At 63.2% G+C, this 21,834-nt stretch carries 17 protein-coding genes and 1 pseudogene; 7 read left to right on the forward strand and 11 right to left on the reverse strand.

The features are described 5' to 3' along the window. The first annotated feature begins 6 nt into the window (after positions 1-6). Positions 7-1,383, forward strand: coding sequence for an MFS transporter (locus EN807_RS06130; protein WP_135934272.1), 1,377 nt, complete (start codon positions 7-9; stop codon positions 1,381-1,383). 203 nt (positions 1,384-1,586) lie between these two features. Here the strand turns inward: EN807_RS06130 and purH are convergent, their stop codons facing one another. The 4 genes from purH to htpX all read right to left on the reverse strand — a co-directional run bounded on the left by purH (position 1,587) and on the right by htpX (position 7,699). Continuing rightward, on the reverse strand, positions 1,587-3,203 hold the full coding sequence (purH, locus tag EN807_RS06135; RefSeq protein WP_135934273.1) for a bifunctional phosphoribosylaminoimidazolecarboxamide formyltransferase/IMP cyclohydrolase: 1,617 nt from the start codon (positions 3,201-3,203) through the stop codon (positions 1,587-1,589). 231 nt (positions 3,204-3,434) lie between these two features. Then, entirely contained in the window at positions 3,435-5,159 is a 1,725-nt protein-coding gene (locus EN807_RS06140; protein WP_135934274.1) for a heparinase II/III family protein, read from the reverse strand. Positions 5,160-5,297: 138 nt separating this feature from the next. After that, a complete protein-coding gene (locus tag EN807_RS06145; protein ID WP_189522358.1) occupies positions 5,298-6,692 on the reverse strand; it encodes an RsmB/NOP family class I SAM-dependent RNA methyltransferase in 1,395 nt (464 codons plus the stop codon). Continuing rightward, positions 6,683-7,699 (reverse strand): zinc metalloprotease HtpX, encoded by a 1,017-nt coding sequence (htpX, locus tag EN807_RS06150; RefSeq protein ID WP_135934276.1) that lies wholly within the window; start codon positions 7,697-7,699, stop codon positions 6,683-6,685. The genes EN807_RS06145 and htpX overlap by 10 nt, the downstream gene beginning before the upstream one ends. A gap of 108 nt (positions 7,700-7,807) precedes the next feature. Here htpX and EN807_RS06155 point away from each other — a divergent pair, with 108 nt between their 5' ends. Continuing rightward, positions 7,808-8,047: a DUF1674 domain-containing protein gene (locus tag EN807_RS06155; protein WP_135934277.1), complete on the forward strand. Its 240-nt coding sequence runs from the start codon at positions 7,808-7,810 to the stop codon at positions 8,045-8,047. A 21-nt stretch (positions 8,048-8,068) separates the two neighbouring features. Here EN807_RS06155 and EN807_RS06160 read toward each other — a convergent pair whose 3' ends face one another. Then, positions 8,069-8,740 (reverse strand): HAD-IA family hydrolase, encoded by a 672-nt coding sequence (locus tag EN807_RS06160; RefSeq protein ID WP_135934278.1) that lies wholly within the window; start codon positions 8,738-8,740, stop codon positions 8,069-8,071. Positions 8,741-8,915: 175 nt separating this feature from the next. Here EN807_RS06160 and EN807_RS06165 point away from each other — a divergent pair, with 175 nt between their 5' ends. The 3 genes from EN807_RS06165 (at position 8,916) to EN807_RS06175 (ending at position 13,255) form a co-directional block, all read left to right on the forward strand. Continuing rightward, a complete protein-coding gene (locus tag EN807_RS06165; RefSeq protein WP_135934279.1) occupies positions 8,916-9,785 on the forward strand; it encodes a transglutaminase family protein in 870 nt (289 codons plus the stop codon). A 342-nt stretch (positions 9,786-10,127) separates the two neighbouring features. Continuing rightward, positions 10,128-11,546 carry a pilus assembly protein gene (locus EN807_RS06170; RefSeq protein ID WP_135934280.1) on the forward strand — a complete coding sequence of 473 codons (1,419 nt, stop codon included), beginning with the start codon at positions 10,128-10,130 and terminating at the stop codon, positions 11,544-11,546. Between the two features lie 440 nt (positions 11,547-11,986). Next, positions 11,987-13,255 carry a cyclopropane-fatty-acyl-phospholipid synthase family protein gene (locus EN807_RS06175; RefSeq protein ID WP_135934281.1) on the forward strand — a complete coding sequence of 423 codons (1,269 nt, stop codon included), beginning with the start codon at positions 11,987-11,989 and terminating at the stop codon, positions 13,253-13,255. Between the two features lie 59 nt (positions 13,256-13,314). On the opposite strand, the gene acs is transcribed toward EN807_RS06175, so the two are convergent. Then, a complete protein-coding gene (acs, locus tag EN807_RS06180; protein ID WP_135935796.1) occupies positions 13,315-15,270 on the reverse strand; it encodes an acetate--CoA ligase in 1,956 nt (651 codons plus the stop codon). A gap of 307 nt (positions 15,271-15,577) precedes the next feature. On the opposite strand from acs, the gene EN807_RS06185 reads away from it, so the two are divergent. Further along, positions 15,578-15,850 (forward strand): usg protein, encoded by a 273-nt coding sequence (locus EN807_RS06185; protein WP_127315596.1) that lies wholly within the window; start codon positions 15,578-15,580, stop codon positions 15,848-15,850. A 171-nt stretch (positions 15,851-16,021) separates the two neighbouring features. Here the strand turns inward: EN807_RS06185 and EN807_RS06195 are convergent, their stop codons facing one another. Continuing rightward, positions 16,022-17,056 (reverse strand): aldo/keto reductase, encoded by a 1,035-nt coding sequence (locus EN807_RS06195; protein ID WP_135934283.1) that lies wholly within the window; start codon positions 17,054-17,056, stop codon positions 16,022-16,024. 37 nt (positions 17,057-17,093) lie between these two features. After that, positions 17,094-18,275, reverse strand: coding sequence for an MFS transporter (locus tag EN807_RS06200; protein ID WP_135934284.1), 1,182 nt, complete (start codon positions 18,273-18,275; stop codon positions 17,094-17,096). 138 nt (positions 18,276-18,413) lie between these two features. On the opposite strand from EN807_RS06200, the gene EN807_RS06205 reads away from it, so the two are divergent. Next, the gene (locus tag EN807_RS06205; RefSeq protein WP_135934285.1) at positions 18,414-19,322 is read left to right on the forward strand and encodes a LysR family transcriptional regulator; all 909 of its coding nucleotides are present in this window, start codon (positions 18,414-18,416) and stop codon (positions 19,320-19,322) included. A gap of 60 nt (positions 19,323-19,382) precedes the next feature. Here the strand turns inward: EN807_RS06205 and EN807_RS06210 are convergent, their stop codons facing one another. The 3 genes and pseudogenes from EN807_RS06210 to EN807_RS06225 form a co-directional block, all read right to left on the reverse strand. Next, positions 19,383-20,432, reverse strand: a complete 1,050-nt coding sequence (locus tag EN807_RS06210; RefSeq protein WP_135934286.1) for an aldo/keto reductase — start codon at positions 20,430-20,432, stop codon at positions 19,383-19,385. Positions 20,433-20,565: 133 nt separating this feature from the next. Next, positions 20,566-20,968: pseudogene (locus tag EN807_RS06215) on the reverse strand (type II toxin-antitoxin system VapC family toxin). Positions 20,969-21,089: 121 nt separating this feature from the next. Then, a complete protein-coding gene (locus EN807_RS06225; RefSeq protein ID WP_135934287.1) occupies positions 21,090-21,752 on the reverse strand; it encodes a YggS family pyridoxal phosphate-dependent enzyme in 663 nt (220 codons plus the stop codon). Positions 21,753-21,834 lie beyond the last annotated feature (82 nt).

The raw sequence follows: 21,834 nt of genomic DNA on the forward strand, positions 1-21,834 counted from the left end.
GGGCACATGGCCGAGGTAGCAGTGCAGCGAGCGCCGGAACGCGGCATCTGGGGATGGATGCTGTTCGACTGGGCGGCACAGCCGTTCTTCACGGTCATCACCACCTTCATCTTCGGGCCCTATTTCGTCTCGCGCATGGCGAGCGATCCTGAAACGGGGCAGGCGGCATGGGGTTACGGCATCGCCGCGGCGGGTCTGGCGATCGCCGTTCTGTCGCCGATCCTCGGCTCGGTCGCCGACCAGACCGGCCCGCGAAAACCGTGGATCGCGTTCTTCGCCGCGATCAAGATTACCAGTCTTTGCCTGCTGTGGTTCGCTGCTCCCGGCTCGAACCTTTTCCTGGTCGTGCTGTTCTTCTCGCTGGCCTCGGTCGCGGCGGAATTCTCGACCGTCTTCAACGATTCGATGATGCCGCGTCTGGTGCCGAAGAGCGAAATCGGCCGAATCTCGAATATTGCATGGGGGCTTGGCTATCTCGGCGGCATGATCGCGCTGATCGTCGTCGTCGCCTTCATGGCCAGTTCACCGGAAACCGGCAAGACGATCGTCGGCCTCGACCCGATCCTCGGGCTCGATCCGAAACTCGGCGAGGACGCACGGGCGACAGGGCCCCTATCGGCGGCCTGGTATTTCCTGTTCATCCTGCCAATGTTCTTCTTCACGCCGGATGCGGCCAAGGGTATTCCCCTTGGCCCGGCGGTGCGCGAGGGGCTGTCGGAATTGAAATCGACGCTGGGCGAAATACGCAAGCGCAGCGGCATCTTCCGCTTTCTCGTCGCCCGCATGATCTATCAGGATGGCGTCAATGCGTTGCTTGCGCTGGGCGGTGCCTTTGCGGCGGCGATGTTCCACTGGTCGATCACCGAGATCGGCCTGTTCGGCATCATCCTCAACGTCGTCGCCATCGTCGGCTGCCTGGTTGCCGCACGCCTCGACGTGGCGCTCGGCTCTAAGACCATAGTGATGATTTCGCTTGTCCTGCTTAGCATTGCCACGATCGGCATCGTCTCGACCGGGCCGGGCTACACGTTATTCGGTGCCTGGATGATGCCCGGAGCCGATAGCGGCGGGTTGTTCGGTACACCCGCCGAAAAAGCCTACATCTTTTTCGGTCTGCTGATCGGCCTTGCCTTTGGGCCGGTGCAGGCGTCGTCGCGCTCCTATATGGCGCGCAGCGTCACTGCTGCCGAATCGGGCCGCTATTTCGGCATCTATGCGCTGGCCGGACGGGCGACCAGTTTTGCTGCGCCATTCATGGTGGCCACGATCACCTTGGCCAGCGGCTCGTCGCGGCTAGGCATGGCGGCTATCGTGCTGTTTTTCGGCGTCGGCCTGGCGATCCTGGTCCGCACTCCGTATCCAGCGGACCAGCCGGCAGAGTGAACTGCTCTTCCCTTCTCTCCGTGTGGGAGAAGGTGGATCGGCGATAGCGCCGAGACGGATGAGGGGTGCTGGAAGAAACGAGACGTGAAAACATCAAGGGATTTGAATCGCTTACGTCTTCATCGTAGCGATCCTGCCAACACCCCTCATCCGACCGAGCTTCGCTCGGCACCTTCTCCCACAAGGGGAGAAGGGAAGACTGCTCAATGCCTGAAATGCCTCACGCCGGTAAACACCATAGCGATGCCGTGGGCGTCGGCGGCGGCGATGACATCGTCGTCGCGCATTGAGCCACCCGGCTGGATGACGGCGGTAGCGCCGGCTTCGATCGCAGACAGCAACCCGTCGGCAAACGGGAAAAAGGCATCCGAGGCGACGACAGAATTTTTGGTCAGCGGCTCGGCCAGGCCGGCAGCCTCGGCCGCGTCGAGCGCCTTGCGCGCGGCGATGCGCGAGGAATCGACCCGGCTCATCTGGCCGGCGCCGATGCCGACGGTGGCACCGTCTCTGACATAGACGATGGCGTTCGACTTGACGTGCTTTGCGATGCGGAAAGCCAATTTGAGATCGGCCATTTCGGCCGGCGTCGGCGCGCGCCTGGTCACCACTTTCAGATCGAGGTCATCGACCACCGCATTGTCGCGGCCCTGGACGAGCAACCCGCCGGAAACGGACTTCACGGTGGAGCCGGCCGTGCGTGGATCGGGCAGGCCGCCGGTGACAAGCAAGCGCAGATTCTTCTTGGCGGCCACGATGCGGATTGCTTCTTCCGAGGCGCCCGGCGCGATGATGACCTCGGTGAAGGTTTTGACGATCTCTTCGGCCGCCTCAGCATCGAGGGTACGGTTCATCGCGACAATGCCACCAAAAGCCGAGACAGGGTCGCAGGCAAACGCCTTGGCGTAGGCCGCCTTCAGCGAAGCGCCCTCGGCGACGCCGCACGGGTTGGCGTGCTTGATGATGGCGACAGTGGCGGAGCGGGCCGGATCGAACTCGCCGACCAGTTCGAAGGCGGCGTCGGTGTCGTTGATGTTGTTGTAGGAAAGCTGCTTGCCCTGAAGCTGGCGCGCCGTCGCGACGCCCGGCCGCTTATCGCCATCGACGTAGAAGCCGGCACTCTGGTGCGGGTTTTCGCCGTAGCGCATCACCTGGTCCAGCCTGCCGCCGAAGGCGCGCCAGGTGGGATGCTCGATCTCCAGCGCTTCGGCGAACCAGCCGGAGATCGCCGCATCATAGCTGGCGGTGCGGGCGAAAGCGTTGGCCGCCAGTTTCTTGCGGAAATCCAGCGAGAGCGAGCCGAAATTCATCTCCAGTGCGTTGAGCACCGAGGCATAGTCCTCGGGGTCAGTGACGATGGCGACATAGGCGTGGTTCTTGGCCGAGGCGCGGATCATCGCCGGGCCGCCTATGTCGATGTTCTCGACGATCGAGGCGTAAGCGGCGCCGGAGCGGCGGACATCCTCGAAAGGATAGAGATTGGAGACGACGAGATCGATCGGCTCAATGCCATGATCGCGCATCGCCGCGGCGTGTTCGGGATCGTCGCGCACGCCGAGCAGCGCGCCATGCACGGACGGATGCAGCGTCTTGACGCGGCCGTCCATGATCTCGGGAAAGCCGGTAAGGTCGGAGACGTCGCGCACGGCCATGCCTGCCTCGGCGATCGCCTTTGCCGTGCCACCGGTGGAGACCAGCTCGACGCCGGCCGCGGCCAGAGCCCTGGCGAAATCAATGAGCCCGGTCTTGTCGAAGACGGAGAGCAGCGCGCGGCGAACGGGAACGAGGTCGGGCGCGGGAATGTTCTTGGCGGCGACGGCCATGGGCTGGCGGCCTTTCACGGCTGGTTGGGAAAGTGTCCGCGCGCCGTAGCACATGGCGACCGGAAATCAAGCCGTTAGAGCGACGCGCGTCCACTTGGACGCACAGAGTACGCTCTAACACTTTTCGGCCTACGCATCGTGCTTTCCGAACATCGATTCCGATTTTCGGGCCGATGCGTTACAGCATCCTTTGCTCCAGGCCTGGACCATTCGCCGCTGCCACCTGCAGTCTCAGCTTTTTGCCGAATGACCGGCGATGGCCGTTCGCGTCAGTTGCCAATGGACTTCGGAAACCTCCGATGCCTTGAAGGCCAGCACGATCTGCCGGCTGCGGCGCGGGCCGCCAAGACCGGCGAAATAAATCGATTCCTCGACCTCGGGGGCTACCTCGGTGCAGGTGAACACCCATGTGTCGGCCTGTTCGGCGGTCAGCACCAGGCGACCGTGCTCGTCCTGGAGCAGGCCTATGTCGGGATGGATGTGGAAGCGTACGGTGACGAAATCGCGGCCGTTGTTGCGGATCGCCGCGCCGCCCGGCCGCAGAAGGCGATCCCTGCCGGCGAGCACATTGCCGTTCGTCGACAATTTCAGTTCGCGCTCATGCAGGAAGCCGAAGCGCGCGACATAGCCGTCGTGGCGAGCCAGAAAACCCTGGCTGCCTTGCTGGTCGGTGCGCTTGCAAAGCACATGCTGCGGGCCGCCGATCAACGGCGTGCCGAGCAGATCGTTGACGCGCAGCGAGTGGCTGAAACGCGCCGACGAGGTGTCGTTGATGGTGGCGGTCGAATGGGCGGCCGTGGCGCGGGCAAGCGGCCGGAATTCGGCGGCGCCATAGGTGTCGACGCCGGCGTTGACGACATAGTGGCGGCGGCCGGAAGACAGCTCGAAGGCCAGGCATCCGGCGTGCGCAGCGTTGGAAACATCGATAGGCGGTGGCGGGCCGGTATCGGCGATCACGGTGACGCCGCCCATGGAGAGGCGCTCGTAGCCCGAATGCGGTGCGTGCAGCAACGGCGCGCCGGCGGTGTCGTCGTGGCGCAGAATGGTGGCGATGCGGTCGTGGATGGTCGCGCCCATGCCGTTGAAGCGGGCGAGGCTGCCGTCCTGGTGGCGAAAGAAGCGAAGCGCCGGCAGCATGCGGTCGATGGCGCCCATCAGCGCCGCTGGCGGCGTTTCGGCTTGATTGGCATAGGTCTGGCGCAGCGGCAGAAGATCGGCGAGGGTTTCAAGAACGGCCATCGGATTGCGGGAAATATGGCCGCCATCCGGCAGAATCTGACGGTCGAGCTCCTCGGCGAGGTTGCGTGTCGCACCGCGCAGCGCCGATGGCGGCGCCGGCAATGACAGAGCGGCGAAGGCAAGCGCGATGCGGGCGCGCATCCTGTCCTTGCCGTCCGGCATTTCGCGTGCCATCGCCCTGAGATAGCGGATCTGCATGGCCAGCGATTTCAGGAAGGCGCGGTAGAAGGGAAATTCAGCGCCCTGCAGCACCACCGAGGAATGCTGCAGCCAGGCAATCACGCGCTTGGCCGTCGTGCCGGGCTCCCAGGCGACACCGGAAATGTTGCTGCCATGGATAGTGATCCAGTCGGAGACCAGCGCGCGGGCATTGGCTGCGGCAAGCTCGGTGCCGGCGGCGCGCATATGGCGCAGCCAGCGAAAACCGTGCAGCGCCTTTTGCCAGCCGGGATTGGGCACGGCAATCTGGAAGGGCGACTTGCCGCCGGTCTCGACCAGATGCCCCGACAGCGGATAGCGGCCATAATAGATCTCGAGCGCGATCTGCGGGTCGGCCAGGCGCAGGTCCGGCGGAGCGATCAACACCCGTTCCGGCGTGCGGCCGGAGTAGCGCCAGCGATGGAGCGGCCCGGCACGCAGGCGCCGGCGCGTCTTGCGCCAGAACTCCTTCGCGACAAGCGTCCATAAACGCGTCGTGCTGACGGCAGCGATCGCCAAAAGCCCTCCTCATACCCCTCAACCCGAAGACAAGTTATATGCTTCAAGAACTTATGCGAAGGCGAATTCCATGGAGGCCTTGGAGTTCAGCCTGTTTTCCGCAGGATTCTTCCTAAAATACTCGACAAATTCTCACCATTAGCCGGCTCTGCGAAAGCGGGCGGCGAAGAAGCCGTCCAGGCCGGACCGTTCCGGTGAGCCGAGCTCCAGATCGGCGGGCGTGGTGCGCAGCGTGCCTTGCGGCGTCAGGAACGGATCGATGCCGGCGATCTCGCCCGGGCGGAGCGGATCGTCGACGATGTCCGCCGTCCCGGCGAGGAAGGCGCGGTAAAGCGCCTCGCCTTCGAGCGGGTCGAGCGAACAGTTGGAAAAGACGATGCGGCCGCCGGGCCTGACCAGGGTGACGGCTTGGGCGAGCAACCTTCGCTGCAGATCGGCGAGTTTTTCGATGTCGGCCGCTGTCTTCGTCCAGGGCACGTCGGGATGCCGCCGCACCGTGCCGGTCGAAGAGCACGGTGCATCGAGGAGAACGGCGTCGAACAGTTGTTCCGGCTCGTATTTGAGCAGATCGGCCTGGACGATCTCTGCGGACAGACCAAGCCGTTCGAGATTCTGCGATAGCCGCGACAACCGGTTCTTCGAGGTATCGACGGCGGTTACATTGGCGCCGCCGAGAATGAGCTGAGCGGTCTTGCCGCCGGGGGCGGCGCAGAGGTCGGCGACGCGCAAACCCGCGATGTCGCCGAAGAGCCGGGCCGGAAGGCTGGCGGCGGCATCCTGAACCCACCAGGCGCCGTCTTCGAAGCCGGGAAGTTCGGTGACGGAGGCGCTGAGCTTTTCCACTCGCACCGTGCCGGTCGGCAGCACGATGCCGCCGAGCCGCTCGGCCCACAGCGCGGGGTCGGACTTGATGGTGAAGTCGACTGGTGCCTCGTGCCGGTGAGCGGCGAGAATTTGCCTGGCCTTGTCGACCCCATAGGCGGCTTTCAGCCGGTCGGAAAACCACTTCGGCGCTTCGTCGGTGGCGGCAAGCGCTGCAGCCAACTCGGCCTGCTTGGACCGCGCCAGCGTGCGCAGCACGCCGTTGACGAGACCGGAGAAGCGCACGGTGCGCGGATCGGATTTGGCGTGGGTAACGGCAAGGTCGACGGCGGCGCTGTCGGGAATGTCGAGGAACAGGATCTGTGCCGCTGCTACATGCAGAATGTGCGAAAGCGCGGTGGCGTTGGGCGGCAGCGGCTTTTCCAGGCGACGGGCCAGCAACCCTGATATGGTCATGCGGAAGCGCAGCGCAGTAACCAGTATGGCGCGCACCAGCGCTCGATCGCGCAGGTCGAGCGCCTTGTATTGCGGATGGCCGTTCTCATGGTCGGTCAGTCCGTCTAGCGGCGTCCTCGCATCGATGACGGCGGCAAGCAGCCGTGCCGCCGCCTTGCGCGCGGCGAGACCAGCGACGGGCTCGTCGGGGCTCGCTGCATTGTTTTCATGATCGCCTGAAATTCGGTGCCGGCGTTTCGCTTCGCTCACGACCACCGACCCTTGGGTCCGGTCGGATTGCGGCCCCAGGGATTGGATCTCGGCCTGGCCGGTTCAGTCGACTGCTCAGGCTGCTCGGCTGCCCTCTCCCACGGGCCCGACGGACGCTGCCCGTCCGCCTGCCGCGGTATCGGGGCCTGCCGCTGAGCGGGGGCGGATGCAATATCCCGCGCCATCGCCTGCAGCGCCGCGATGCGGTTGTCGGTGCTCGGGTGGGTGGAAAACAGGCTATCCATGCGCTCGCCGGAAAGAGGATTGATGATGAAGAGGTGGGCGGTCGCCGGATTGCGCTCGGCATCCGGGTTGCGGATGCGTTCGGCGCCGCGGGCGATCTTGTCAAGGGCCGAAGCAAGCCAAAGCGGCTGTCCACAGATCTCGGCGCCGCGCCGGTCGGCTTCGTATTCGCGGGTGCGGCTGACCGCCATCTGCACGATCATCGCGGCAAAGGGCGCCACGATCATCGCCACCAGCACGCCAATAATGCCAAAGGAATTGTTGTTGTCGCGGTTGCCGCCGAAAAAGAAGGCGAAATTGCCGAGCATCGAAATCGCGCCGGCAAGCGTGGCGACAATCGTCATGGTCAGCGTGTCGCGATGCTGCACATGGGCGAGCTCGTGCGCCATGACAGCCGCGACCTCCTCATGCGACAGTTGCTGCAACAGTCCAGTGGTGGCGGCGACCGCGGCATTCTGCGGGTTGCGACCGGTGGCGAAAGCGTTGGGCTGCGGGTTGTCGATCAGATAGGTTTTCGGCATCGGTAGGCCGGCCTGTCTGGCGAGGCTCTGCACGATGGCGTAATATTCCGGCGCGTTCCTTTCGTCGACCTCGACAGCGCGGTTCATCGACAGCACCATCTTGTCGGCGTTCCAATAGCTGAACAGGTTCATAGCGGCGGCAATCAGCAAGGCGATAATCATGCCGCCCGACCCGCCGATCAGATAGCCGACGCCCATGAACAGCGCCGTCATCGCTGCCAAAAGCATAGCGGTGCGAAGTGTGTTCATTGTCTGCTCCGTTTCTGCCGGCGCTGCGGAAAAATGGTCGATCCTTGTCGGCTCATCGCTATATGATGGGAAACGTGTGGCCCTGTTTCAATCCGCCGGGAAAATCGCATGATGGACGAAACCAGTAAAACAGGCGAAGCCAGCAATACAAACGCCGATCCCGGTTACGGCGCGCCGCAAAAGACGCTGACGCCGGCAGCCCGCCGCGCTTTGGCGGAGGCGAAAGCACGGCGCGAACGCTATCGCCAGCAGGAAGCCGCGGTGCCGAAGGAGATCGGCGGCCGTGGCGGCAAGGAACCGGGCCGCTATGGTGACTGGGAGGTCAAGGGCTTGACCAGCGATTTTTAGGCACGACAAGATACCGGAGGGTCAGCAGACCTCGGCGGCGCGCTCCGGCTCAATGGCGATCCAGCCGCGGTCGTCGACAGCGATGCCGATCGCGTCATAACCGGCGATCGCAGCATGCGGCGTTTGCAACGGATGCTGGTGCGTGGCGCTGATCACCACGACCGCAGCACCTGCGGCCTCGGCCGCCGATATGCCGGCGGGCGCGTCTTCGAAAACGAGACAGTCGCGCGCATCGACGCCCAGCCGCTCGGCCGCCAGCCGGAAGCAATCGGGGGCCGGTTTGCCGTGGGAAACGTCCTCGGCCGCGACAAGGATGGCGGGAAGCGGGATGCCGGCGGCCGCGATGCGCAGGAGAGCCAGCTCGCGCGGCGCGGAAGTGACGATGGCCCAGCGCTCGGACGGCAGCGACGCCAGAAACGCCGCGGCGCCGGCGATCGGAAGGATGCCGTCGATATCGGCCGCCTCGGCCTGCAGAAGCGCATCGGCCTCGCGCATTGGATCGACGCCTGGAAGCGCCAGCTGAGCGATGGTCTCGATCGCCCGCACGCCGTGGATCGTCGGCAGGAATGCGGCAACGTCGAGACCTTGCCGGCGTGCCCAATCTGCCCAGACCCTTTCTGCGGCGGCAATCGAATTGACCACCGTGCCATCCATGTCGAACAGGAAGGCTGCGAATTTCTTGCCTGCGAACATCTGCTATCCCGGGAGGTTGTTTCGGAGGGACCAAAAGCCTGTCGATCGACCGTAACGTCGCGTCGGCTGCATGGGAAGGCGCGAGATCGCCTTTTCGACAATACCAGGGAACCACGGCGAGCCGTCTCGCGTTGACCGAACTGCCTTCGACGATGCTCAAAAACGGGGAAACACGATGCTGATTCGGCTCGGCTACGAAATCGCCATCGACTGTGCTGAAGCCACCCCGGTGATTTCGCTGCTCGAGATCCACAAGGAGCGCCAGGCCGATATCAAGCGGCAGACGCGCGTGCTGACCTCGCCTTCCGTCCCAACCCGGCTCTATCACGATCTCTATGGTAACACCTGCCGCCGCTTCACGGCGCCTGGCGGCGGCTTTCGCATTCTTTACGACGCCGTCGTCGAGGACAGCGGCGAGACCGACGAGGTCAACCCGCTGGCCAGGCAAGTGCCGGTGGCGGAGTTGCCCGACGACGTGCTCTGCTATCTGCTCGGCAGTCGCTATTGCGAGACCGATCATCTCAGCGATCTGGCCTGGCAGGTTTTCGGGCCTGTTCCATCCGGCTGGGCGCGGGTGCAGGCGATCGTCGACTATGTCCACAACCGCCTGTCGTTCGGTTACGGCTATGCGCGCCCGACCCGCACGGCGGCGCAGGCGCATGAAGAGCGCGTCGGCGTCTGCCGCGACTTCGCTCATCTGGCGATCACGCTCTGCCGCTGCATGAACATCCCTGCCCGCTACGTGAACGGCTATCTCGGCGACATCGGCGTACCGGTCGACCCGGCACCGATGGATTTTTCGGCGTGGCTGGAAGTGTTCCTCGAAGGCAAATGGTACACGTTCGACCCCCGCCACAATGTGCCGAGGATCGGCCGCGTCGTCATCGCGCGCGGTCGCGACGCGACCGACGTGCCGCTGCTGCACAGTTTCGGCCCGCACCGGCTCAGCCTGTTCAAGGTCTGGACCTACGAGCAGGAAAGCAACCTGTTCAACCCGCCCCATCGCGGCGTCGACAGGACCGCCAGCGCGCAGATGCTGGCATAGAAGCGCAAGCGAACTGCGTGTGTCCCGTTGTTACGGTTACCCGGGCTGTCTACGGATCCGATGGTTCTGATCCGCTCCGGCACAGCGCGCCTGTGCCGGATTGGGATCGGGTTCTTGTGCTCCACGGCAGACATCGGGATCATGGTAAGCGCTTCGTAAACGAAACTGCCGCAGCGGCTTTTCGTTTACCGGTTGTTCACCTTGCCGCATAGCGAAACCAAGCCAAAACAATGGTTTGATGATGAGCCGCCGGCTTTCGCTGCGTCGACGGCGCCATCCGGCCGGAATCCTGCAATGCGGCCTTCACACGGCTTCGAGGTCGTGGCGAATGGAGGCGAAAGCATGCGGCATTTTGGGGGTTTTGTTCACGCGATCGGCGGCTTTGCCAGAGATCGAAGCGGAAATTTAGCGGTTCTGTTCGGCATGGTCGCGTCGGTGCTGGCGCTGGGCGTCGGCTTTGCTGTCAACGTTTCCCAGCTCTACAACGCCAAGTCCAGTTTGCAAGGCGTGGTCGATGCGGCGGTGACCTCGACGGCGCGCGACCTGACGACCGGCGTCATCCAGGAGGCCGATGCCAACAAGTCGGTGCAGGCGTTTCTCGATGCCAACAGCCGAGCGGGCATCCTGCAGGCTGATCGGATCGTCCTCGACAAATTGACCGTCGACAAGACCGCCAAGACGGTCCAGGCGGACGCCCATGTCGATGTCGGGCTTTATTTTCCGATTTTCAGCACGGGCGACATGCAACGTGTCGCTGCATCGACGACAGCACTCTATTCGGACAAGCAGATCGAAGTGGCGATGATGCTCGACGTGACCGGGTCGATGGCGCCCAACTGGTATAGGAGGACCGACAAAATTGGCGACCTGCAGGTCGCGGCGTCGAAGGCTGTGAGAGATCTGCTTAGATCGAACTACGACAAGAACGATCCCCGCGTGCGGGTGGCAATCGTTCCCTACGCCGAAGCAGTCAACACAGGCGGGTTGGCCAGCACGGTGTTCGTAGAGACGAGATATGGATCAAAAGTGCCGCCGCCGATCGATGCTCCGGTTTCGGTGTCCTTGACACTGGCGCCGGACAAATGCGCCACCGAGCGCAAGGACAAGGATGGCTTTGCCGACTATTCGCCCGACGGGCCTTATACGCCGCGGCTGAACAACAATGGCAAAACCTATCTCGCCAAAGTTAATCGGGATTACCGCATTCGCAGTTGCCCGTCTGCTACGCTCATCCCCCTGACGGCCGACGAAGACAAACTGCTCGACACAATCACAGATTTCAGCGCCGAAGGCGTGACAGCCGGCGGTATCGCCGCGCAATGGGGTTATTACATGCTTTCGCCGTCCTGGCGCTCGGCGATAGCCGATGCCGGTCTGGGTGCCGGTCCCGCCAACTTCGATGGAAGAAAAGTGGCCAAGGTCGCCATCCTGATGACGGACGGCAGGTTCAACACTGCTTTTGCCAAAGAGCGTGGCGCGCCCACAACACAGGGTCAGGAACAGACCTCACGAGACAATGCCGAAGCCGTCTGCGCCAACATGAAGCGCGATGGGATCGAGATATTCACGATCGGCTTTGACCTGAACGATCCGACGATGACGGTAACCGAGCGGGACCAGGCAAAGAGCGTGCTCAAGAATTGCTCTACAGCGGACACGTCCTCGCTGAAGCACTATTTCGAGGCCGCCACGGGCACGGAACTGGCCGCCGCCTTCGATGAGATCACCGGGAATATCGAGAAGCTTACCATCAAACGCTGACCTTCCCTCTCGGGACTGGCACACGAAACCAAAAGGAAAAGGCCGCCGCTTCTTCCGAAGCCGGCGGCCTTCCGTGTTTCCGTCCATGGCGCGGCTCATGGCGGCGACGTTACCTTAAGGTGCTGGAACGTCCTTTGCGCGTCCAAAGGACGCGCGGCGCTCCAGGCGTCGCCAGCCGCGCATCTCGCGCCTTAACGGGAAGACTGCTTCCCGAAAGTGCAATCCGCTGAGGCCACGTTCTGGAAAACGAAATCACTCGACATCGGATCACCTCCTTTCGATTTGTTGAACACGCCCTCATGATGGGGTGTCGATCCGCAAATGGCAAGGCGCCATGGTGAAAATGCGGTGCGAGTTCGTCGCTAGCGACTTGCGACTGTCCGATCGGACAGGCAAAGTCGGTGTCGGACCGCCAGCGTGCTGAGCAGGGGAGGACGGGCATGGAGGCAGCCGACAGAGCGGCACGGATCGTTCGAACGGTCATCGAAACGCTGAAGCCGGGTTTCGCGGTCAAGCTGTGGACCGGCGAACGGATCGGGCCCGCCACCGGCCCCGTGCTCACCATCAACGACCAGGACATCGTCTGGCAGGTGATGCGTCGGCCCAACCTCTCGACACTGATCGAAATGTGGATTTCCAAGACCATCGACGTGGAAGGCGGATCGCTGTTCGATTTCTACGCTCTGCCTTCGCACGGCAAGCTCAGGACGAAGCTAAAGTCGTTGCCCAAGTTCGCGGTCCTGCGCGACCTGCCGACTGTGCTATTTTCGAGAAAACAGATGACGGCGCGGACCGACCTTTCCGGGCGCAACCCCTTCGTCAGCGGGTCGAACAGGCAAGCGATCCAGCACCACTACGACATTTCGAACGCCTTCTACCGGCTCTTCCTCGACGAACGCATGGTCTATAGCTGCGGCTATTTCACCGATTTTGCCAACGACATCGACCAGGCGCAGAAAGACAAGCTCGATCATATCTGCCGCAAGCTGCGGCTAAAGCCCGGCGAAAAGCTGCTCGACATCGGCTGCGGCTGGGGAGCCATGCTCATCCATGCCGCGAAAAATTACGGCGTCGTCGGCCACGGCGTCTCGCTGTCGGAAGCCCAGACCAAGCTCGCCCGCGAGCGCATCCGCGCCGAGGGGCTGGAAGATCGCATCACCATCGAGATAAAATCCTACGCCGAGCTGTCCGGCTCCTTCGACAAGATATCCTCGATCGGCATGTTCGAGCATCTGGGGCTCGCCAACCACGCTGCCTATTTCTCGACCATCCATCGCCTGCTCAAACCGGGCGGCATCTACCTGCATCATGCCATCACGCGGCGCGACAAGGGCAGCATCAAGAAGACCTTGCGCAAGGGCCCGGAATTCAAGGCACTGATCAAATACATCTTTCCCGGCGGTGAGCTCGATACGATCGGCATGACGCTCGGCAATCTCGAAGCGCACGGTTTCCTCGTCTACGATGTCGAGAATTTGCGCGAGCACTACGCCCGCACCTGCCGTCTGTGGGCCGAGCGCCTCCAGGCACGCTTCGACGAAGCGATCGCCGAGGTCGGCGAAGCCAAGGCGCGCCTCTGGCTGCTTTATCTCACCGGCTGTTCGATCACTTTCGAACGCGCCTCGGCGCAGATTTTCCAGACCGTCGTCACCAAGCGCGCGCGGGGGCCGAGCGGATTGCCGCCGACGCGAGCGGACCTTTATCGGTAGCACGGGGACGAGCTGATCTCATCATTTGGATTTCTTGCCGACCGTCGATCGGATGGTTCTTATCCCCGCTTGTTCTGCCGGTTGGCGACGAGGTCGTCGACGACCGCCGGGTCGGCCAGCGTCGAGGTGTCGCCGAGCGCGGCAAAATCGTCCTCGGCGATCTTGCGCAGGATGCGCCGCATGATCTTGCCCGAGCGGGTCTTCGGCAGGCCCGGAGCGAACTGGATCTTATCGGGTGTGGCGATGGCGCCGATGTCCTTGCGGACATGGTCGACGAGTTCCTTGCGCAACTCCTCGCCCGGCTTCTCGCCGGCCATCAATGTGACGTAGCAGTAGATGCCCTGGCCCTTGATGTCGTGTGGATAGCCGACGACGGCGGCTTCCGAGACTTTCTCGTGCGAAACCAGCGCGGATTCGACCTCGGCCGTGCCCATGCGGTGGCCGGAAACGTTGATGACGTCGTCGACGCGGCCGGTGATCCAGTAGTAGCCATCGACGTCGCGGCGGCAGCCGTCACCGGTAAAATATTTGCCCTTGTAGGTCGAAAAATAGGTCTGCACGAAGCGTTCGTGGTCGCCATAGACGGTGCGCATCTGGCCCGGCCACGAATCGGCGATGCAGAGGTTGCCGCTCGCGACACCCTCCAGCAACTTGCCGTCGCCGTCGACCAGTTGCGGCTTGACGCCGAAGAAGGGTCGCGTCGCGGAACCTGCCTTGAGCTGGGTGGCGCCGGGCAGCGGCGTAATCAGGATGCCGCCGGTCTCGGTCTGCCACCATGTGTCGACGATCGGCACCTTGCCGTTGCCGACGACGTTGAAATACCACTCCCAGGCCTCCGGATTGATCGGCTCGCCGACCGTGCCCAGCACGCGCAGCGATTTGCGCGACGTCCTGGTGACGTGAGCGTCGCCGGCGCCCATCAGCGCGCGCAACGCTGTCGGCGCGGTGTAAAAGATGTTGACCTTGTGCTTGTCGATGACCTCCCAGAATCGGGACTGCGACGGGTAGTTCGGCACGCCTTCGAACATCAGCGTGGTGGCGCCGTTGGCGAGCGGCCCGTAGACGATATAGCTGTGACCGGTGACCCAGCCGACATCGGCGGTGCACCAGTAGATATCGCCGTCATGATAGTCGAAGACATATTGGTGGGTCATCGAGACATAGACGAGATATCCGGCAGTGGTGTGCAGCACGCCCTTCGGCTTGCCGGTCGAGCCCGACGTGTAGAGGATGAACAGCGGATCCTCGGCCTTCATCTTCTCGGGCTTGCACTCCGCCTTCACCGTCGCCACCTCGTCGTGGTACCAGACGTCGCGTCCGGCGACCCAGCCGGTCTTGCCGCCGGTACGGCGCACGACGACGACCTTCTCGACTTTCGCTCCGGCCTTGGCGGCGATCTCGATCGCCTTGTCTGTATTATCCTTCAACGGTATCGGCCTGCCGCCGCGCAGGCCTTCGTCGGCGGTGATGATGAAGGTCGATTTGCAGTCGTCGATGCGGCCGGCCAGCGCGTCCGGCGAAAATCCGCCGAAGACGACCGAATGGATGGCGCCGATCCGCGTGCAGGCGAGCATCGCATAGGCGGCTTCCGGGATCATCGGCATATAGATGGTGACGCGGTCGCCTTTCTTGACGCCGTGTTTCTTCATCACATTGGCGAGCCGGCAGACATGCCCGTAGAGCTCGTTATAGGTGATCTTCCTGTCATCGTAGGGATTGTCGCCTTCCCAAATGATGGCGGTCTGATCGCCGCGCTTCTTCAGATGTCGGTCGATGCAGTTCCACGAAACGTTAGTCTCGCCATCCTCGAACCATTTGATCGAGACCTTGCCGTCGAAGGAGGTGTTCTTGACCTTGCTGTAGGGCTTGAACCAGTCGATGCGCTTGCCGTGCTTGCCCCAGAATTTATCCGGGTTCTTCACGCTGTCGGTGTACCATTTAAAATAGGTGTCATTGTCGATCAGCGCGTTCTTCTTCCACGCCGGCTGGACGCGATGGACATGATCCTCGGACATATTTTCACTTCCTCCCGAAACCAGGCCGCCCGGCTTGACCGCCGGCGCGGCATCACGGCGAAGCGGCCGCGAATTCGCGCGCATTATTAACAGTTCCGCGGTGACGGCAATATTAGACGTTGGATTTGCGCGGCGGGATGCCGCAGACGTGCTCGTCGCTGCTGTCAGCACTCGGGCGGGATCGCTGCTAACTGCATGTTTTTGCGTAGTAAACCCGGTCTACACCACAAAAAATCAATAGACGATTAAGCAAATAGCGCGCACAATTTCACATTGGGAGGAAAGGAGAATCAACCAGGGGACCGCGATGCGTGACCATTCCGAAATGGACCTGATCCTCAAGGGCTATGGCTTGACCACGGCCAAGATCCTTTATCATTTCCCCGATCATCCGCATCTGCTGCAGAGCTTCATCTGGCAGGACTACGACATCGCGCCGAAATTTCCGGTGCTGATCCGGTTCATCGAGTTCTGGCAGGCCAAGCTCGATGGCCCGCTGCATTCGGTGAGCTATACGCACCAGAAGCTGATCGCGCCCAATGAATGGCACAAGGTCGACGGCGAGTTCGTGCTGCATTAGGGCGCGTCGATATTCAGGGGAGGCCGGCCTGCGAATGGCAGCTCCTGCGCTTCCGGTGCTCACGTATTTTAAGTACGCTCCGCTCCGGTTCTCGGAAGCCACCATTCTCGGCGCGGCCTGACCTGAATCTCAACATGCCCTGTCGCCGGGCGTTTGAGGTATCGAGCGAGGTCAGACCGCAGCCGGGCTCAGCCGGGCAAAACCCTCCTGCCGGCGATAGGGGAAATACGGATAGGGTGCGGTGACCGCGCTTGCAGCATCGAGCTTCGTCATCTGGTCTGATGTCAATGACCAACCGACGGCGCCGAGGTTCTGGCGCAGCTGTTCCTCGTTGCGCGCGCCGATGATGACAGAGGCGACGGTCGGCCGCTGCAGCAACCAGTTGATGGCGATCTGCGGCACCGTCTTGCCGGTTTCCTTGGCGACAGTGTCGAGCGCATCGACGACCCTGTAGAGCTGCTCGTCCTCGACAGGTGGCCCGAAGCTCGCGGTGTCGTGCAGCCGGCTTTTTTCCGGCAGTGCCTCGCCGCGGCGGATCTTGCCGGTCAGGCGGCCCCAGCCGAGCGGGCTCCACACCAGCGCACCGAGGCCCTGGTCGAGGCCTAGTGGCATCAACTCCCATTCATAGTCGCGCCCGACCAGCGAGTAATAGACCTGATGGGCGGCGTAGCGCGGGTAGCCGTGCTTGTCCGCCAGGCCGAGCGATTTCATCACTTGCCAGCCGGAAAAGTTGGAGACGCCGACATAGCGCAGCTTGCCGGCGCGCACGAGACTGTCCAGCGTCGACAGCACTTCCTCGATCGGCGTTGCGGCGTCGAAGGCGTGCATTTGCAGCAGGTCGATGTAATCGGTGCCGAGACGCTTCAGCGCGTCCTCGACGGCTTTGATGAGACGCGAACGGGAGGAGCCGGCATCGTTGGGTCCGTCGCCCATCGGCAGCGAGGTCTTGGTCGAGATCAGCACGGCATCGCGGCGGCCCTTGATGGCCGCGCCGAGCACCTCTTCGGAGGCGCCGTTCGAATAGACGTCGGCGGTGTCGAACAGGTTGACGCCGGCCTCCAGGCAGATTTCGACCAGCCGCCGCGCTTCCGTCGCATCGCTATTGCCCCAGGCGCCGAACAGCGGCCCCGAACCGCCGAAGGTTCCAGCGCCGAACGAGAGCGCCGGGACCTTCAGGCCCGAGGCGCCAAGACGTCGATAATCCATGGTTTTGCTCCTTGTATTTTGGATTTGTTTGGGATCGTCACGACCGGGCGGATGCCGGTTCGCCGAGCATTGAGCTGCGGTCGAGGCGCAGCGCCAGCACCGCCACGGCTAATGCCGAGAGCGGCAGCAGCGCCGCGACCCAGGTGACAGCGCCGAGGCCGGGACCGTGGGCGATGACCACGCCGCCGAGCCAGGCGCCGGCGGCGTTGCCGAGGTTGAAGGCGGCGATGTTGAAGGACGAGGCGAGGCTCTGGCCGGCGCCTTCAGCCTTTTCCAGCACCCACATCTGCAGCGGCGCTACGGTGGCGAAGGCAGCGGCGCCGAGCAGGCCGACATAGATGACGGCCATCGCCTGGCTGTGCAGGGCGAAGGTCATGGTGCCGAGCACCAGCGCCAGCACAACGAGACTGCCGAGAACGGAAGGCACCAGCCAGCGGTCGGCAACCTTGCCGCCAAGCAGATTGCCGGCGATGAGGCCGCCGCCGAAGACAAGCAGGATCGGCGACACGGCTGCTTCCTCAAAACCGGTGATCTCGGTCAGCAAGGGGGCGATATAGGTGAAGACGGCGAAGACGCCGGCATAGCCAAGCACGGTGGTGGCGAAGCCAAGCAGAACCGGCGCGCGGCCGAGCACCGCGAGATCGCCGCGCAGGTCGCTCTTTTCCAGCGCCGCCTGGCTACGCGGCACCAGCAGGAGAATGATGGCGAAGGCGACGATGCCGACCAGGGTTACGGCCCAGAAGGTCGCCCGCCAGCCGAAAGCCTGGCCGAGCCATGTGCCGAAAGGCACGCCGAGGATGTTGGCGATGGTCAGGCCGGTGAACATCAGGGCGATCGCCGAGGCCTTCTTGTTGGGCGCAACCAGCCCGGTCGCAACGACCGAACCAACACCGAAGAAGGTGCCGTGGGCAAAGGCGGTAAGCACGCGGGCCCCCATCAGTGTCCAGTAGTCGGGGGCCAACGCACAGGCGAGATTGCCCAGGGTGAAGATCGCCATCAGCGTCAGAAGCACGGTCTTGCGCGGCCAGCGGCCGGTGGCGATCGTCAGCAACGGCGCGCCGATGACCACGCCCAGGGCATAGCCGGAAATCAGCTGGCCGGCGGCCGAGATCGAGACGCCGAGATCGGTGCTGACGTCGAGCAGCAGGCCCATGATGACGAATTCTGTGACACCGATGCCGAAGGCACCGGCGGCGAGGGCATAAAGAGCAAGAGGCATGGCGGTTCCCACTTCGATCACGGTCGTTTTTGACGTTGGGACGCCGTGTCCTCCCACGCCCCGACCCGGAAGATCGTGTCGGGATGTGCTGTGAACCAGCCTTGCGCCGGGCACATTGTCTGTGAAATAGATTCACGAATGGCGAGACCCGACATCAACCGCTCCGGCGAGATCGAAGTATTCGTCCGCGTCGTCGAGGCGGGCAGCTTTTCGGCTGCGGCGCGGATGTTGCGCATGACGCCGTCGGCGGTGAGCAAGCTGATTGCGCGGCTGGAGGCCCGTCTTGGCGCGCGGCTGATCAGCCGTTCGACACGCAAGCTGCAACTGACACCGGAAGGAGCGGCGTTCTTCGACAGCGGCGTGCGTATCCTGGCCGACATGGCGGCAGCCGAGCGCGAGGCGGCGGCCGGTGCCGCCCCGCGGGGACGGCTGCGCGTCAACAGCTACGTGCCGTTCGGGCAGCACCGGCTGATCCCGCTCATGCCGCGGTTTCTCGAACGCTATCCGGAAATCGCCATCGATCTGGTTTTGACCGACAATGTCATCGACCTGATGGAGGAGCGCGCCGATGTTGCCATCCGCGCCGGGCCGCTCGGTGAATCACGTTTGGTGGCGCGCAAGCTCGGGCAGAGCCGGGTGGTCGTCGTCGCCGCGCCACCTTACCTAAGGAAGCACGGCGCACCCCGAACGCCGGCCGACCTCGATCATCACAACCGGATGGGTTTCTGCTTCGTGCGCCATGTCGACGGCTGGCCATTCGTCGACTCGGCCGGCGAGGCCCTCATTGTCCCGATCACCGGAAATGCGCTGGTCAGCGACGGCGAGGCGATGCGGCTGATGGCGCTCTCGGGCACTGGCATCGCCCGGCTGGCGCGCTGGCATGTGGAACCCGATATCGCCGCCGGGCGGCTGGTCCCGCTTCTGGAGGACTTCAACCCCGGCGACGAGGAGCTCACCCATGCTGTCTATGTCGGGCAGGGCAAGCATCTGCCGGCGCGGGTGCGGGCCTTTCTCGATTTTTTGGTCGAGACTGTCCGGCTGACCTGAGCCAAAAAAAGATCGGGAGCCCGCCGGCTCCCGAAACATCAAATCGAAGCTGAGATTGAATTACTTGTTCGGCGCAAAGGGCGCCGGACGCCGGCCCGCTGCCTGACGCTCGAGCATCCAGCCCGGATATTCAGCCGGCAGCGCGCTGACCTCGTCGAGGCGGACAAGATCGTCGCCGTCGAGCTTCAACGCGGTGGCGGCAAGGTTCTGTTCGAGCTGCTCCATGCGGCTGGCGCCGATGATCACGCTCATCACGAAGGGTTTGGCCAGCACATAGCCCAAAGCGACCGTGGCGACGCTGACGCCATGCTTGCCGGCGATCTCGCGCATGACAGCAACCGCCGCCCAGGCGCGGTCTTCATTGACCGGCGGGAAATTGAAGCTGGCGCGACGGCCCTCGCCATTGCCGGGCGCGCCGGGTCCGTATTTGCCGGAGAGCAGACCGCCCGCCATCGGCGACCAGACCATCAGTCCAAGCTTCTCCTCGTTGAGCAGTGGCACGATCTCGCGCTCCAGATCGCGGCCGGCGATCGAATAGTAAGACTGCACGGTCTCAAAACGGGCAAAGCCCTTGCGGTCGGCAATGCCAAGCGCCTTGGCGATGCGCCAGGCGGCCCAGTTCGAGACGCCGACATAGCGGACCTTGCCGCTGGCAACCAGATCGTCGAGCGCCCGCAGCGTCTCGTCGATCGGCGTCACCGCATCGGTGCCGTGAAGCTGATAGAGATCGATATGGTCGAGCTGCAGCCGTTCGAGGCTGCCCTCGACCGAGTCCATGATGTGGCCGCGCGAGGAACCGCGCTGGTTGGGGCCGTCGCCCATGGCGCCATGGACCTTGGTGGCGATGATCACATCCTGCCGCTTGATGCCGAGATTCCTCAGCGACTGGCCGAGAAGCCGTTCCGATGCGCCGAAGGAATAGACGTCCGCCGTGTCGAAGAAATTGACGCCGGCGGCGAGCGAGCGCTCGACGATCCTGTCGACGCCATCCTGGTCGAGGCTGGCGATCAGGCCCCATTGGGCGTTTTCGCCTGCGGCGCCGAAGGTCATGGTGCCGAGGCAAAGTTCGGAGACGAACATCCCCGTGTTTCCAAGTTGATTATAGCGCATGGTGCAGCTCCGGAAAGTTTTGGATAACCCGGCCCATATAGGAACGATACGGTTCGTTTCAATTGTTGGCGTAACGGCCTAGTGGTTCTGGACCAAGTTCCGCGACCGACGATCCGGCGTAGTGGGGAACAGGTCAGATTGTCCAAGGATTGAGGACCGTCACCCCGGTTTCGTCGAAATCGGCGACGTTGCGCGTAACCAGAATGAGGTCGTGGACGACTGCGGTGGCGGCGATGAGCATGTCGGCGCTGCCTCGGGTGCGGCCAGCCGAGATGCGACCCCACGACAACGCGACATCTTCAGTGACTGCAAGGATCCGGTCGGCATTGTCCCGCCGAAGCTCTCGCAGCCAGAGGTCGAGCCGCATTCCGCGTTCGGGGATCGACCTTGTGCAACTTGGCGATCCCCCGTTCGATCTCGCCGAGGGTAATAACACTGAGATTGATCGAGGCCGGATCCACAGAAGCTAGCCAGGCGGTCGGCTTGGGCAGACGCCTCTGCACATCCGAAACGATGCTCGTATCAAGCAGGTACATTAGAGGTCGATGTCGCGGATCATCGTACCCGTGCGACGGTTGACCTCCTCGGCAAAATCATCATCCCAGACCGGACCGGTCAGAAGATATTCCGCCAGTGACTTCTTTTTCCCGACAAGCGCTAGCGGCTGCCGAAAATCGCCGATCCAACCCTGACGCTTGTCGCGCCGAAGGCGATCGCGGTTTCGTAGTCGCCGGACATGCCCATCGAAAGCTCCTCCACACCTGCCTCCGTGCTGAGCTTTTCCAGCAGCGCGAAGTGCGGACCGGGATTCTCATCGGCTGGCGGAATGCACATCAGACCTTCGATGGCGAGGCCGTGGACGTCGCGGCAGCGGGTGACGAAGGCGACGGCTTCGCGGGGTTCGATGCCGGCCTTTTGCGGTTCCGAGCCGGTGTTAACCTGAACGTAGAGCCTTGGTGATCGGCCTTGTCTGGCGACTTCCTTGGCGAGTTCGGCAGCGATTTTCTCGCGATCGACCGTCTCGATGACGTCGAACAGCGCGACGGCTTCCTTCGCCTTATTCGATTGCAGTGGACCGATCAGATGCAGCTCGATGTCGGGGAAGGCTTCCTTCAGCGCCGGCCATTTGGCTTGTGCTTCCTGGACGCGGTTCTCGCCGAAGATACGCTGGCCGGCTTCGATGACCGGGCTGATATCGGCGGCGTCGAAGGTCTTCGAGACCGCGACCAGCGTCACCGCGCCGGCTTGCCGTCCTGCCTCGCGCTCGGCGGCGGTGATCTTCGCCTTGATCGTGAAAAACTGTTCGACGGCGCTCGCCATGCCTATATCTGCCCCTAGTTTCTATCCTCACCGGATCGCCGCAGTTGACGGGTCCGGCAATCCATGGTGAACACCGCGACGA

Source organism: Mesorhizobium sp. M5C.F.Ca.ET.164.01.1.1 (genome assembly GCF_004792125.1).
Lineage (GTDB): Bacteria > Pseudomonadota > Alphaproteobacteria > Rhizobiales > Rhizobiaceae > Mesorhizobium > Mesorhizobium wenxiniae.

Coding starts and splice junctions, on each gene's coding strand:
- EN807_RS06200 (WP_135934284.1), bottom strand. CDS start 18,275: ATGCCTCTTGCTCTTTATGCCCTCGCCGCCGGTGCCTTCGGCATCGGT.
- EN807_RS06160 (WP_135934278.1), bottom strand. CDS start 8,740: ATGTTCGCAGGCAAGAAATTCGCAGCCTTCCTGTTCGACATGGATGGC.
- EN807_RS06205 (WP_135934285.1), top strand. CDS start 18,414: ATGGCGAGACCCGACATCAACCGCTCCGGCGAGATCGAAGTATTCGTC.
- htpX (WP_135934276.1), bottom strand. CDS start 7,699: ATGAACACACTTCGCACCGCTATGCTTTTGGCAGCGATGACGGCGCTG.
- EN807_RS06155 (WP_135934277.1), top strand. CDS start 7,808: ATGATGGACGAAACCAGTAAAACAGGCGAAGCCAGCAATACAAACGCC.
- acs (WP_135935796.1), bottom strand. CDS start 15,270: ATGTCCGAGGATCATGTCCATCGCGTCCAGCCGGCGTGGAAGAAGAAC.
- EN807_RS06210 (WP_135934286.1), bottom strand. CDS start 20,432: ATGCGCTATAATCAACTTGGAAACACGGGGATGTTCGTCTCCGAACTT.
- purH (WP_135934273.1), bottom strand. CDS start 3,203: ATGGCCGTCGCCGCCAAGAACATTCCCGCGCCCGACCTCGTTCCCGTT.
- EN807_RS06195 (WP_135934283.1), bottom strand. CDS start 17,056: ATGGATTATCGACGTCTTGGCGCCTCGGGCCTGAAGGTCCCGGCGCTC.
- EN807_RS06225 (WP_135934287.1), bottom strand. CDS start 21,752: ATGGCGAGCGCCGTCGAACAGTTTTTCACGATCAAGGCGAAGATCACC.
- EN807_RS06170 (WP_135934280.1), top strand. CDS start 10,128: ATGCGGCATTTTGGGGGTTTTGTTCACGCGATCGGCGGCTTTGCCAGA.
- EN807_RS06165 (WP_135934279.1), top strand. CDS start 8,916: ATGCTGATTCGGCTCGGCTACGAAATCGCCATCGACTGTGCTGAAGCC.
- EN807_RS06175 (WP_135934281.1), top strand. CDS start 11,987: ATGGAGGCAGCCGACAGAGCGGCACGGATCGTTCGAACGGTCATCGAA.
- EN807_RS06185 (WP_127315596.1), top strand. CDS start 15,578: ATGCGTGACCATTCCGAAATGGACCTGATCCTCAAGGGCTATGGCTTG.
- EN807_RS06130 (WP_135934272.1), top strand. CDS start 7: ATGGCCGAGGTAGCAGTGCAGCGAGCGCCGGAACGCGGCATCTGGGGA.